The following is a 12,974-nucleotide window of genomic DNA, read 5'->3' as shown; positions in this document are numbered from 1 at the left end:
ACAGAATGGCCTCAGCATGGATTGGCAGACGAGCGAAGACACGGTGCCCTCGGCGTTCATCACCGAGGCGAACAGGCGCGCCCTGCGCGGCACTCCCCCGACGACCGGTGCCTGGCGAGAAGGCGACCCTCCCGGCGAGCGGCTGTTTCACCCGGTCGGCACGATCGACCTCGAATCGGGCGCCCGCTTGCCGCACGCGCGCCTCGCCTACGAGACCTGGGGCGAGCTCACCGAGCAGCGAGACAACGCGGTGCTCATCATGCACGCCCTCACCGGCGACAGCCACGTCGTGGGCAAGCCGGGGGCCGGTCACCCCACCGCAGGCTGGTGGGGCGGCATCGTCGGCCCCGGTCTGGCCATCGACACCGACCGCTGGTTCGTCATCGCCCCGAACATGCTCGGCGGGTGCCAGGGCTCGACCGGGCCCGCATCGTTCTCGCCCGACGGCACCGAATGGGGCTCGCGGTTTCCGTACCTGACCATTCGCGATCAGGTCGCAGCGCAGGTCAGACTCATCGACGCCCTCGGCATCGACCGCCTCGCGGCAGTCGTCGGCGGGTCGATGGGAGGGATGCACGCTCTCGAATGGGCGGTCGAGCATCCGCACAGAGTCGAACGGCTCGCCGTGCTCGCCGCGACGGCCGTCTCGAGCGCCGACCAGATCGCACTGAACTCGGTGCAGCTCGAGGCGATTCGCATGGATCCGCTCTTTCGCGACGGCGACTACTACGACGACCCCGAGGGGCCATACCGCGGGCTCGCGCTCGCACGCCGCATGGCGCTGCTCAACTACCGGTCACCGAGCGAGCTCAACGAGCGCTTCGAGCGCTCGTGGCAGGGAGTGCTCGACCCGCTCGGCCACGGCGGACGGTTCGCGGTCGAGAGCTACCTCGACTTTCACGGCAACAAGTTCACCCGACGCTTCGACGCGGGCAGCTACATCAGGCTCGTCGAGGCGATGAACTCGCACGATCTCGCTCGAGGTCGCGGCTCGATCGCCGAGGCGCTCGGTCGCGTCACCGCGCGCAGCATGGTGCTCGGCATCGATAGCGACCGCCTCTTTCCGGTCGAGCAGCAGCAGACGCTCGCCGCGCACCTGCCGAACTCGATTCACGGCCCTGAGGCCATCGTCATCTCGTCGCCGTTCGGCCACGACGCGTTTCTCATCGACGACGACCTCGTGGGCCCGCCCCTCACGCAGCTGCTGCAGAGCTAGCCTTCTGCCATGAATGGCCTGCGCGCGGTCTTCACCCTCGGTTCGGTGGTCGTGATGCTGCTGACCGCCGGTTGCTCGGCCGACGGCCCCCCGGCGGCGCAGCCGTCACTCACCGCGGCCCCGCAGTCGATCGACGAGGCCTCGGCGACGGCAGAGCTCTACCGCTCGCGCATCGACCCTGCGCGCAACGGCATGCAGGTGAGTGTGACCAACACCTCGGCTGCGCCCCTGACGATCGTGCGCACCGAACTACGCTCGCCGGCGCTCGCCGAGCCGATCGTGCGCGACCGCACCTCGGTGATCGCCGCAGGAGCGACTCGCGACCTCGCCGTCGAGCTGACGACGCCGCAGTGCCCCGAGCTGGTGGGGCAGCAGGCGGCACCCCTGCCGACCGTCGTGCTCACGATCGCGCTCGCGACGGGCGAGACGGCCGAGCTCATGATCACCGCCACCGACCGCTTGGGTCAGTGGAACGACTGGCATGCACGCGCGTGCTTCACCGCGGCCGTGGCAGAACGGGTCGACCTGACGGTGCGCCGCGCCCCCGAGCGCGACGATCTCGCTGCGCGCACCCTCGGCCTCGACCTCATCGCCTCGAACGTTCGCGCCGACCTCGCCCTCGAGACGGTGCACGACACGGTGCTCTTCGCTCTCGTCGACGCCTCGGAATCACGGGCGACATCGATCGCCCTCGACGAAGAGCTGACGGCCGGGGCATCGACGGTGATCGAGCTCAGCCTGTCTCCGGCGCGATGCGACCCGCACGCCATCGCCGAAGACAAGCAGGGCACGCTCTTCATCGTGACGCTCGCTGTCGGCACCGTCGTCGGCTCGACGACTGTCGCAGCAGACGACCGAACCCGCTCTGAGCTCTACGACGCGTTCGCCGCGATCTGCAGGTTCTGAGGCTGAAGCCTCGCGAGGTGCCACACTGGTCTTCATGAGGCGCGGGGGCGGCACACGGCAGGGTCAGCCGTGGAGTTGATCGAGAGAGAGCGCCAACGCCTCTTGCGCTCGGCCGCCCGCGCTTTCGGATTGAGCGGCGTCGTGCTCGCCGCGATCTGCCTCTCACTGCCGGGAGTCGTCGATCCGGTGCTCGTGCCGTCTCTGCTCATTCTGCTCGCCGGTCAGGCGGGCGCCCTCGTCATGGTGGGGCGCAGCGGCCATGTCGGCTGGGTCGTGCTGACGATGGTGCTGGGGTTCGCCACGCTCGCTCTCGCCCAACTGCCGTGGGGCCAGTCGAGCTCGGTGGCTCTGCCGATCTCGCTCGCTCCCCTCGGAGCGGCCGGGCTCGGTGCGCTCGGCATGGTGCTGAGCGAGTCGACGGGCCGATGGCTCTTGTGGGCTGCGGGCACCCTCGGCAGCAGCCTGCTCGTCGCGAGTGCGGGGCCCACGCGCGGTCTCGTGTCGACGCCGGCCATCGCGACGCTCGCGGGGTGGGTCATCACGCTCATCATCGGGCTCTGGGTCACGGTTGGCGTGCAACGCGCCATGATGCGCATCGAGAACATCGGCCGCTCGCATCACCTCGAACGGCAGGCGAGTGAGACTGAGGCCCAGCGCCGACAGGGCGCCAGGCTGCTGCACGACACTGTGCTGGCCACGTTGACGCTCCTGGCCCACTCGGGCGTTGGAGTCTCAGAGCATGCGCTGCGCGAGCAGGCGCGCGAAGACGCGCACCTCTTGCGGCAGTTGCGGCTCGGCTCGACGCCGATGCCCCAGTTCTCGGGCGTCTACAGTCTCGAGCCCGTGGCTCAGACGCCCTTGGGCACCACCCTCGAGTCGGTCAAGCAGCGGTTCTTGCGCATGGGCTTGTCGGTGCGCTGGCACGGCACCGGTCAGGTGCTGCTGCCGAGCGATGTGCTCGACGCGTTCTTGCTCGCGCTCGCAGAGTGCCTCGAGAACGTGCGCCGTCACGCCGGAGTCGACGCCGCTGATGTCACCATCACGCAGACCGACGATCGGCTGAGAGCCGTCGTCACCGACGCCGGCGTCGGCTTCGACCCAGAGAGCATCGCCACCGAGCGGCTGGGCTTCACCGAATCGGTGGTCGCTCGTCTTCGCGATGTCGGCGGCGACGCACGAGTGTTCTCGACGCCCGGCGCCGGCACGACGGTGATTCTGGAGGTGCCGAGATGAGTTCTCGGTACTCTCCCCCCGAAGAGACCACGCTCGGCTCGCTCGTGCGACCGGCCGGCGCTCGTTCGTCGACGCGGCGCGGGTCTCCGTCGTCGACGCACGCCTCGGCGCTGGGTTCGGGCTTTCTCGGGCTCGGGGTGGCCATCATCGCCGCACTGCAGTCGATGCTCGGCATCGCCCTCTTCATGCTGCGTGCCGGCGACTACCCGTCGCTGCTGCCCATCGTGGGGGCATGGTTGCTGCTCATGGTGACGTTTCTCGGCCTCACCATCACCATCTCGGCCACCGGCGAACGACTGCCCGACTGGCTCTACGGTGTGTTTCTCGCCTCGCTCGCGGGCGTCGTCTGGCTCGACTTCGTCGCCATCGCACCGCTCGGCGATGTGGGCAGGTACGCCACAGCATCGGTGTCGGCCGGCTTCGTGCTGCTCATCATCGTGACGCTGCGCGCGCGGTGGGAGGTTCTGGTCGCTGCCGGCGCGCTGGGCGTCGCTTTCATCGCAGCGATCGTCACGACCACTCCGCTGACTCCCGTCACGATTCCCGCACAGCTCGTCACGGTCGCCCTCGCTGTCGGGCCTGGAATCACCGGGGTGCTGCTGGTCAGCGGATTCGAGCGGATGCTTAAGCGCGAGCTCGACCGCGTGCTCGTGCAGTCGACCGTCACCGCGCCCCGCTTGGCCGTCGGCATGCTCGCGAGCGAAGAGCTTGCTCGGCTCGATCTCGACGCCGAAGAGCTGCTCGAGGCCGTGGCCAGCGGCGAGGCTCCCCTGCCGCTGCCGCCGTCATTCGCGGCGCGGGCGTCGACGCTCGCCACCGAGCTTCGGCTGCACCTCATCGAGGGTCGTCGTGAGACGTGGCTCTTTCACGCGGTCAGCGAGTCTGACCATCTGGGTCGGCGCGTCACGGTGAGCGACTCGGCGACGCTCGCCGGGCTGCTCGATGATGTGCAGCGCGACTCGCTGCTCGCGGCGCTGTGGTTGCTCTCGGCCGACCCGCAGGGGGTGTCGCCCTCGCGTGCGATCTCGATCACGCTCGGGCCGCTCGACCCCGAGCGGTCGACGATCGGCCAGCAGCTGCTGATTCCGATCGCGATCGAGGTCACCGGTTTGAAGCGCAATCGAGTCGACTCCGGTGTGTGGGAGGCTCTCGACCGGGTCGGGCGATACAGTGACAACACAGTCAACGGTGCGCTGCGCATCGACCTCGACTGCGCGGTCGACAACCCAGTCGATGCAGCTCGGCCGAGCTGACAACGCGGACACGCAGGAGGCACCATCATGGTCACCCACTCGCAGATTCGACTGGCACTCGTCGATGATCACCGCATGCTGCTCGGTGCTCTCACCGAGTGGATCAGGCAAGCGGCCGACGACATCGACATGGTGGCTGCGGTGGCCACCTGGCCCGACCTGCTCTCGCACCCTGCGTTTCCGGTCGACGTCGTACTGCTCGATCTCGACCTCAAAGACAACATTCCGGTGTCGCTGAAGATTCAGACCCTCAAGTCGATGGGGGTGCGTGTCGTGCTCATGAGCACCTACAGCGAACCAAACGTCGTGCGCGAGGCCCTGAGCGCCGGAGCCCTCGGGTATCTCGTGAAGAGCGAAGACGCCGGCATGATCGTCGAAGCCATCCGGGCCGCGCGCCAGGGCGAGTCGTTCATCTCGGCTGAGCTCGACCTGGCGCTCAACGCCGCCGACGTCGGCGGTTCGCCGCGGCTGAGCGCTCAAGAGCGGCGCGTCATGGCGCTGTACGGTGCCGGCGAGCCCGTCAAGACAGTGGCGTATCAACTCGGCATCTCTGAAGAGACCGCAAAGAGCTACCTCAAGCGCATCCGCGAGAAGTACCGCATTGCAGGCATCGACGTGGGCACGAAGGTGGCTCTGCGCAAGCAGGCGATCACCGACGGCATTCTCGTCGATGCGCCTGGCGGAGGCGGCGGGCTCTAGGCGCGCTCTCGGCGCTCGATCGCGGCCTCGAGCCGCTGCACCTTGCCGTCGAGCTCGCCCACGTGCCCTGGCCGATAGTCGGCCTTGAGCACGAGCGACACCCGAGTGCCATACTCGGCGACGGCGAGCGTCGCGTCTTTCACCACTGCCATCACCTCGTCCCACTCCCCCTCGATCTCGGTGAACATTGACGACGTGCGATTCGGCAGCCCCGACGCTCGCACCACCTTCACGGCGGCGGCGACGGCATCGTGCACCGAGTCGGTTGACGAACCGCCCGACGGGGCGACTGAGAATGCGACGATCATGCGGATGCTCCTCCTTCGTCGACCGCGACGGGGGGCGTGGCGGGCGCAACGCGCGGTCGCCTGCACAGTACCGCGAGCCGCTGAACGGCCCACCCGAGCAGCACGAGGTAGAGCACGTTGCGCGCGGTGAGCGCCGCGAGCAGAGCGGGCTCGAGCGACAGCAGGGCACCATACTGCACGGGATAGAACGACTGCGTGAGCGCCGCGATCGCGAGCCCGAGCACGGCAGGAACCGTGAACGACATGCCTCCCCATCTCTGCCAGGCGAGGCCCAGCACGACGGGCACGGCGATCCACGTGGCGAACTGCGGAGAGCCCACCTTGTTGACGACGATGAGCGTCATGACGAGGGCGAGCGACAGCACCGGAAAGAGGTCGAGTTCGGCGACCCCGCGCCGCATCGCGACGAGCCCCAGCACGACGATGGCGAGCACCGCGAGCGCGAGCAGCGGGGTCATGAGATCGGCGACGAGCGACGTGCCCTCGCCGAGCACTTGCCACGTGAGAATGCCCTGGTCGTAGTAGACGCGCGTGCCCGGCACCCCCGCCGCCGCAGCCCAGAGCCACGGCGTCGCGACGACCGCCTCGACCTGCACGCCGCGCGAGGTCTGCTGCATGACGGGGCTGACGAGGGCGAGCAGCGACCCGAACGCGAGTGCGAGAGCGACCACGGCACCCGACACGATCGCCACCGAGGCGGCCACGGCTGCGCGCGCACGCAGCGCGACGACGGCGGCGAGCACGAGAGCGGCGGGCCACACTTTGATCCAGGCGCCGATGGCGAGCAGAGCACCGCCCCACCTCGGGTGGTCGGCGATGAGCATGACGGCGACGATGGCGAGAGGCACCGTCACGGCGTCGATGCGACCGAGCGCGATCGGGCCGACGAGCACCAAGAAGAGCATCCACCACCAGGCGACGGGCGCACGCCGCGCGCGCTCGTGCACTCCGATGATCGAGACGAGCGCGACAGCGTTGAGGGCCATGACGATCGTCAGCCACGTCGAGGCGTAGAGGTCGGGGCCGAAGACGTAGGCGGCGAGCATGGGCACGAGCGCGAGCACCGGGTAGACCCACTCGGTGTCGAGCCCCACCCACTCGCCCACCGTGAACCCGCGCTCGACCCAGAACAGGTACACATAGGTGACGTCGCCCATGGGCAGCCCCGGGCCGTAGAGGTTGAGAAACCCGAGCCACAGGTGCACGGCCGCGAACGCCAGCCAGAGCGAGACAGCGCTGCCGGCGATTCGCCTCACTCGCGGCCCGCCACGAGCTCGGCGATGACCGGCGAGATGGCGGCGCAGAGGTCGAGCACCGTGAGCGGGCCCCCGCCCGACGCCCGCTCGGCAGCGAGCCCGTGGATGACGGCTGCGGCAGCAGCGAGCCGGGCCAGCAGGGAGCGATCGGGGTCGGCCGCCAGGTCGTCGGCGTGCGAGGCGAGCAGTGCACCGAGCACTCCACCGAGGGCGTCGCCGGCACCGGCGGTCGCGAGCCAGGCCGGAGCAGATCGGGCCTCGACGACAGCGCCTCCCGGAGCGACGGCCCTCGTGGTGTGGCCCTTGAGCAGCACAACCACGCCGTCGTGCGCCGCTACCTCGCGCGCCGCCTCGAGCGGGGCGTCGGCGACCACTGAGCGCTCACGACCGAGCAACCTCGCGAGCTCGCCGACGTGGGGCGTGACGACGACGGGCGAGCCGGCGGCGACGGCCCGTTCGATCGAGACTGCATCGATCGCTCCGGCATCGATGACCACCGGATGCCCGCTCTCGAGTGCCGCGCCCACACGCTCGGCTGCCTCGTCACCGAGCGTCTCTCGGCTCACATCGTGCATGCCTGAGCCGACGACCCAGGCCTGCACGCGTCCCTCGTCGGCCACAGCCTCGGGGCGACGCTGCAGCACGAGCTCGGTCGGTCGAGCGGGCCCCAGATAGCGCACCATGCCTACTCCGGTGCGCAGCGCTGCTTCGACACCGAGCACGGCCGCACCCGGGTAGCGCGTCGACCCCGTCACGAAGCCGACGACCCCGCGCGAATACTTGTCGTCATCGGCTGTCGGCACGCGCACGAGGGCGGCGGCATCGGCTGACGACAACTGCGGGTGTTCGGTCACGCGCACACCCTATCGAGCAGGGCAGAGGGAATCATCGGCTACCGGCTGCGGTTGGATGGTGTCGTGACCTCTTCGCTCTTCAGCCCCCTCACCCTGCGCTCGCTCACCCTTCGCAACCGGCTGTGGGTGTCTCCCCTGTGCCAGTACTCGGTGACCGCCGCCGACGGCGTGCCCACCGACTGGCATCTCGTGCACCTGGGCTCGTTCGCCCGGGGCGGGGCCGGCATGGTCATGGCCGAGGCGACAGCCGTCGTGCCCGAGGGCCGCATCAGCCCGCACGACACCGGCATCTACAACGACGCGCAGGCTCACGCGTGGTCGCGCGTGGTCGACTTCGTGCATTCGCAAGGAGCCGCGGCGGGCATCCAACTCGCCCATGCCGGCCGCAAGGCCTCGATCTTTCCCGAGTGGGGCGCGCTCGCGAAGGGCGCGACCGGCAGCGGCACCGTGCCCGTCGAGCTCGGCGGCTGGCAGACTGTATCGGCATCGGCGATCGCCTTCGACGGCTACGCCGCGCCCGTGGCGCTCGATGAGGCGGGCATTCAGGATGTCGTGGCCGCGTTCGCCGACGCAGCCCGCCGCAGCGTCGATGCGGGCTTCGATCTCGTCGAAATCCATGCCGCACATGGCTACCTGCTGCACCAGTTTCTCTCGCCCCTGTCGAACACGCGCGACGATCAGTGGGGCGGAAGCCTCGAGAATCGCGCGCGCCTGCTGCTCGACATCGTGCGCGCCGTGCGCGCCGAGGTCGACGTGCCGATGCTCGTGCGCTTCTCGGCGAGCGACTGGGTCGACGACGCGTGGCTCGAGTCGCACGGGCTCACCGAGTCGGGAGTCGCCGGCTGGAACGAGCACGACACCGCCACCGTCGCCGCGTGGGCGCTCGACGCCGGCGCCGACCTGTTCGACATCTCGTCTGGGGGGCTCGTGCGCGCACGCATCGAGACGGGGCCGGGGTATCAGGTGCCGTTCGCCGAGACCGTGCGCACCGAGGGCGGCGTGCTCGTCAACGCCGTCGGGCTCATCACCGAGGCGGCGCAGGCCGAGAAGATCGTCGCGAGCGGTCAGGCCGACGCCGTCATGATGGGCCGCGAGTTCATGCGCGACCCGCACGCCCCACTGCGCTTCGCCCGCGAGCTCGGCGTCGAAGTTGACGGAGTACCCGTCGGCACGCCCCCGCAGTACCTTCGCGCGTATCGCTGATCCCCAGAACTACCGCCACCCGCGCTGCGTCGCGTCGTGCACCTCGCCGACGAGCTCTTCGATGATGTCTTCGAGAAAGAGCACTCCAGCAGTGTTGCCCTCGGCGTCGACAGAACGCGCGAGGTGCGCACCTGAGCGGCGCATGATCGCGAGCGCGTCTTCGAGGTCGGCAGAACCGGGAATCGACACGAGTCGACGAATGCGCTTCGGCGGCACGGGGTCGTCGAGCTCGTCGTCGGGCAGGTCGATGACATCTTTCAAGTGCAGATAGCCGGTCGGCTCACCCTGCTCGTCGAGCAGCACGTAGCGACTGAACCCGCGCTGGGCGACCGCACGCTCGAGGTCGAGAGCGCTGGCGTCTTCGGGCAGGGCGGTGAGGGCATCCATCGGCAATGCCACGTCGCTCACGATCTTCGTCGTGAACTCGAACGCCGCCGTGAGTGCCCCAGTGGCGTCGAGCAGCAGCCCTTCGCGAGTCGACTGCCGCACGATCGTCTCGACCTCTTCGAGGGTGAACGCGCTCGCGGCCTCATCTTTCGGCTCGACGCGGAACAAGCGCAGCACGCCATTCGCGATCGCATTGAGACCCCGGATGACCGGCGACAGAATGCGCGAGATCACCACGAGCGGCGGCGCCAGAATGAGCACGGCGCGCGTCGGCAGCGAGAACGACAGGTTCTTCGGCACCATCTCGCCGAACACGACGTGCAGGTAGGTGACGAGCAGCAGCGCGATCGTGAAGGCGATGCCCGCGATCCACTCTGGGCTCAAACCCGTGAGCCCGAGCGGAATCTCGACGAGGTGCTTGATCGCCGGTTCTGAGACGTTCAAGATCAGCAGCGAGCAGATCGTGATGCCCAACTGGCACGTCGCGAGCATGAGGGTGGCGTGCTCCATCGCCCACAGAGCAGTCTTCGCCGCGCGCGAACCCGCCTCGGCACGAGGCTCGACCTGCGAGCGCTTCGCCGCGACCACCGCGAACTCGGCGCCGACGAAGAAGGCGTTGCCGGCGAGCAGCACCACCAGCCAGGCGATGCCCCACCAATCAGATTCGGTCATCGACGCTCACCCGCCTGAGGCTGCACGATCGAGATCTCACCCGTGGCGAGCGGCGTGAATCGCACCCGGTCGATGCGCCTGCCGTCGAGTCGCTCGATGCGGAAGGTTCCCGTGGCGATCTCGACGGTGTCGCCCACGACGGGAACCCGGCCGAGCTCGGCCATGAGGTATCCGCCGACGGTCTCCCACGGGCCGTCTTCGGGCACCGAGACGCCTGCGCGGTCTTGCAGCTCGTCGGGGCGCAGCAGACCCGGAAACGTCAGCCAGTTGCGCGAGCGCACCACGTCGACGCGCGCCTGATCATGCTCATCGCTCACCTCGCCGACGAGTTCTTCGACGAGATCTTCGAGGGTGGCGACCCCGGCGGTTCCGCCGTACTCGTCGACGACGATCGCCATCTGATAGCCGCGACCGCGCAGTTCTGCCAGCAGGGTGTCGAGCTTCATCGTCTCGGGCACGCGCAACGGCTCGGTCTGCAGCGCCGAGGCCGGAACATCGGCCCGGCGATCTCGCGGCACCGCCACGGCCTGCTTGACGTGCACCACCCCGACGACGTCATCGATCGATTCGCCCAGCACCGGAAACCGCGAGTGCCCCGTCGTTCGGGCGAGCTCGATGACGGCCTGGGCACTGTCTCCGCGCTCGATGGCGGCCACGCGCGGTCGGGGCGTCATAACGTCTTGCGCGGTGTGCTGCGAGAACGCGAGCGTGCGCGAGAGCAGCGTGGCGGTGTCGTGGTCGAGGCTGCCGTGGCTCGCCGACCGGCGCACGAGCGAGGCGAGCTCTTCGGCGGTGCGGGCACCACTGAGCTCTTCTTTCGGCTCGACGCCCATCGACAGCAGAATGCGGTTGGCCGAACCGTTGAGCACCACGATCGCGGGCCTGAACACCGTCGTGAACGCCCACTGAAACGGCACCACGACCTTGGCCGTCTGACGCGGAAGGCTGAGCGCGAAGTTCTTGGGCACGAGCTCGCCGACGATCATCGACAGCAGGGTGGCGATGACGATGGCCGTGATCGAGCCGACGGGTCGAATCGCGCCGTCGGGCAGACCGATCGACCTCAAGGGTTCGGCGAGCATGCTCGAGATCGCCGGCTCGAGCAGAAACCCCGTCAGCAGCGTGGTGAGGGTGATGCCCAGTTGGGCGCTCGACAGGTGCGTCGACGTGATCTTGAGCGCCGCGATGGTGGGGCCCAGGCGCTTCTCGCCGCGCGCTTGACGCGCTTCGAGCTCAGAGCGGTCGAGATTGATGAGGGCGAACTCGCTCGCCACGAAGAAGCCGGTGCCGATGGTCAGAAGCAGGCCAGCGAGCAGAGAGATCAACTCAGAACTCACGACGGCCCCCGATCACCGGCGAGGGTCTATGGCTGGGTTCGTCTGGGGCAGTCGTATCGCCCGAACTAGGAGGCTCCATATCGCTGTGAGTATACGTCGTTCACCATGAGACGGGCAGCGCCTTGCCCTCGTCGTATCCCGCGGCCGATTGCGTGCCGACGACGGCCCGCTCGGCGAATTGGGGCAGAGTGGATGCTCCCGCATACGTCATCGATGACCGCAGCCCCGACGTGATCATGTCGAGCAGGTCGTCGAGCGAGGGCCGTTCGGGGTCGAGATAGATGCGCGAGCTCGAGATTCCTTCGGCGAACAGGGTCTTGCGCGCGCGCTCGAAGGCGCTCAGTCGCCGGAAGCGCTGCTCGACCGCCTTGCTCGACGCCATGCCCCAGCTGCTCTTGAACCACCGACCGTCTTCGTCGACCTCGAGGTCACCAGGCGCCTCGAGGGTGCCGGCGAACCACGACCCGATCATGACGGCCGAGGCCCCGGCGGCGAGCGCCAGCGCGACGTCTCGCGGGTAGCGCACTCCCCCGTCTGCCCAGACGCGAGCCCCCAGCTCGCGGGCGACCTCAGCAGTCTCGAGCACGGCCGAGAACTGCGGGCGACCGACCGCCGTCATCATGCGGGTCGTGCACATCGCCCCCGGCCCGACACCGACCTTCAGCACATCGGCGCCAGCGGCCACGAGGTCGCGCACGGCCTCGACGGTGACGACGTTGCCCGCCACGATCGGCACCCCCAGCGCGGCGCCCGCGACAGCGCGCACCGCATCGGCCGCCTGCTGCTGATGACCGTGAGCCGTGTCGATGACGATCACATCGACGCCGGCCTGCACGAGGGCGGCAGCACGAGCGGCAGCATCACCGTTGATGCCGACCGCTGCGGCGACGCGCAGCCTGCCGTGAGCATCCACCGCCGGTGAATACAGCGTGGCGCGCACGGCGCTTCGCGCACTCAGCGAACCGACGATGCGCCCATGGTGCCGCACGGCGACGGCGTCGACGCCCGCCGCGTCGATGAGGTCGAATGCCGACCTCGCATCGGTGACATCGTCGTCGTCGATCGACGGCAGGTCGTCGGCGACGAGATCACCCACGACAGAGTGGGCGAGCGCGTGGCGCAGAGCCGCTGCCGAGATGCAGCGCTCGGGCTCGCCATCGGCATCGACGATCGTCACCACTGCGCCCGCAGTGTCGGCGACGAGGGAGCGAGCCGCCGCGATCGTGGTGGCGCGATCGACTCTCACGAGAGCATCGAGCAGCGGCGACGCGGCCTTCACGGCGTGAATCGCCGCGTCGAGATCTTGCAGTGCGAGGTCTTGCGGCAGCACGCCGAGGCCGCCTCGGCGGGCCATCGCGGCGGCGAGCCGTGGCCCCGTGACCGAGGTCATGTTGGCGGCCACGATCGGCACCCGCAGCCCTGTCGGATCATCGACGGTGAGGTCGACGCCCAGTCGGCTGCCCACGTTCGAGTGCTGCGGCACCAAGAACACGTCAGAGTAGGTCAAATCGTGCTGAGGCCGTTCGGTCAAAAATCGCACGGAATTAACGCTACTCGGCCCGCGGCTCGACCGCGCCGCCGCGCCAAAGCGGTTAAGCTTGTCTGCGCGCGACCCATGGGCGGGTGCGCGCGCACGAACCCTTCGAAATC

Annotated in this window: 12 protein-coding genes; 6 read left to right on the top strand and 6 right to left on the bottom strand. The window is 68.9% G+C overall.

Annotation, left to right across the window (positions count from 1 at the left end):
- Nucleotides 1–16: 16 nt before the first annotated feature.
- The 5 genes from KIT89_RS01365 to KIT89_RS01345 all read left to right on the top strand — a co-directional run bounded on the left by KIT89_RS01365 (nt 17) and on the right by KIT89_RS01345 (nt 5,307).
- On the top strand, nt 17–1,216 hold the full coding sequence (locus KIT89_RS01365) for a homoserine O-acetyltransferase (protein ID WP_297602674.1): 1,200 nt from the start codon (nt 17–19) through the stop codon (nt 1,214–1,216).
- Between the two features lie 9 nt (nt 1,217–1,225).
- The gene (locus KIT89_RS01360) at nt 1,226–2,122 is read left to right on the top strand and encodes a hypothetical protein (RefSeq protein ID WP_297602673.1); all 897 of its coding nucleotides are present in this window, start codon (nt 1,226–1,228) and stop codon (nt 2,120–2,122) included.
- Nucleotides 2,123–2,191: 69 nt separating this feature from the next.
- Nucleotides 2,192–3,355, top strand: coding sequence for an ATP-binding protein (locus tag KIT89_RS01355; RefSeq protein ID WP_297602672.1), 1,164 nt, complete (start codon nt 2,192–2,194; stop codon nt 3,353–3,355).
- Nucleotides 3,352–4,608: a hypothetical protein gene (locus tag KIT89_RS01350; protein ID WP_297602671.1), complete on the top strand. Its 1,257-nt coding sequence runs from the start codon at nt 3,352–3,354 to the stop codon at nt 4,606–4,608. The genes KIT89_RS01355 and KIT89_RS01350 overlap by 4 nt, the downstream gene beginning before the upstream one ends.
- 27 nt (nt 4,609–4,635) lie before the next feature.
- A complete protein-coding gene (locus KIT89_RS01345) occupies nt 4,636–5,307 on the top strand; it encodes a response regulator transcription factor (protein ID WP_297602670.1) in 672 nt (223 codons plus the stop codon).
- Here KIT89_RS01345 and KIT89_RS01340 read toward each other — a convergent pair.
- From KIT89_RS01340 to KIT89_RS01330, 3 genes are read right to left on the bottom strand one after another with little or no spacing between them, the layout of a single operon-like run.
- Complete coding sequence (locus KIT89_RS01340) at nt 5,304–5,615, bottom strand: thiamine-binding protein (RefSeq protein ID WP_297602669.1); 312 nt, start codon at nt 5,613–5,615, stop codon at nt 5,304–5,306. The genes KIT89_RS01345 and KIT89_RS01340 overlap by 4 nt on opposite strands.
- The gene (locus KIT89_RS01335; protein ID WP_297602668.1) at nt 5,612–6,871 is read right to left on the bottom strand and encodes a glycosyltransferase 87 family protein; all 1,260 of its coding nucleotides are present in this window, start codon (nt 6,869–6,871) and stop codon (nt 5,612–5,614) included. Before KIT89_RS01335 ends, KIT89_RS01340 begins: the two co-directional genes overlap by 4 nt.
- Complete coding sequence (locus KIT89_RS01330) at nt 6,868–7,725, bottom strand: ADP/ATP-dependent (S)-NAD(P)H-hydrate dehydratase (RefSeq protein WP_297602667.1); 858 nt, start codon at nt 7,723–7,725, stop codon at nt 6,868–6,870. Before KIT89_RS01330 ends, KIT89_RS01335 begins: the two co-directional genes overlap by 4 nt.
- A gap of 63 nt (nt 7,726–7,788) precedes the next feature.
- Here KIT89_RS01330 and KIT89_RS01325 point away from each other — a divergent pair, with 63 nt between their 5' ends.
- Complete coding sequence (locus tag KIT89_RS01325; RefSeq protein WP_297602666.1) at nt 7,789–8,928, top strand: NADH:flavin oxidoreductase/NADH oxidase; 1,140 nt, start codon at nt 7,789–7,791, stop codon at nt 8,926–8,928.
- 9 nt (nt 8,929–8,937) lie between these two features.
- Here the strand turns inward: KIT89_RS01325 and KIT89_RS01320 are convergent, their stop codons facing one another.
- From KIT89_RS01320 to KIT89_RS01310, 3 genes are all read right to left on the bottom strand, one after another.
- On the bottom strand, nt 8,938–9,987 hold the full coding sequence (locus KIT89_RS01320; protein WP_297602665.1) for a hemolysin family protein: 1,050 nt from the start codon (nt 9,985–9,987) through the stop codon (nt 8,938–8,940).
- Nucleotides 9,984–11,324, bottom strand: a complete 1,341-nt coding sequence (locus tag KIT89_RS01315) for a hemolysin family protein (protein WP_297602664.1) — start codon at nt 11,322–11,324, stop codon at nt 9,984–9,986. The genes KIT89_RS01320 and KIT89_RS01315 overlap by 4 nt, the downstream gene beginning before the upstream one ends.
- A 100-nt stretch (nt 11,325–11,424) precedes the next feature.
- Entirely contained in the window at nt 11,425–12,864 is a 1,440-nt protein-coding gene (locus KIT89_RS01310) for a GuaB1 family IMP dehydrogenase-related protein (RefSeq protein WP_297602663.1), read from the bottom strand.
- Nucleotides 12,865–12,974: the final 110 nt, after the last annotated feature.

Origin of the sequence: Microcella sp., from assembly GCF_025808395.1 — a bacterium.
In the GTDB taxonomy this organism is placed as follows: Bacteria; Actinomycetota; Actinomycetes; order Actinomycetales; family Microbacteriaceae; genus Microcella.
Note: the sequence above shows the minus strand (reverse complement) of the source record. Positions and strands in the feature narration are given on the sequence as shown.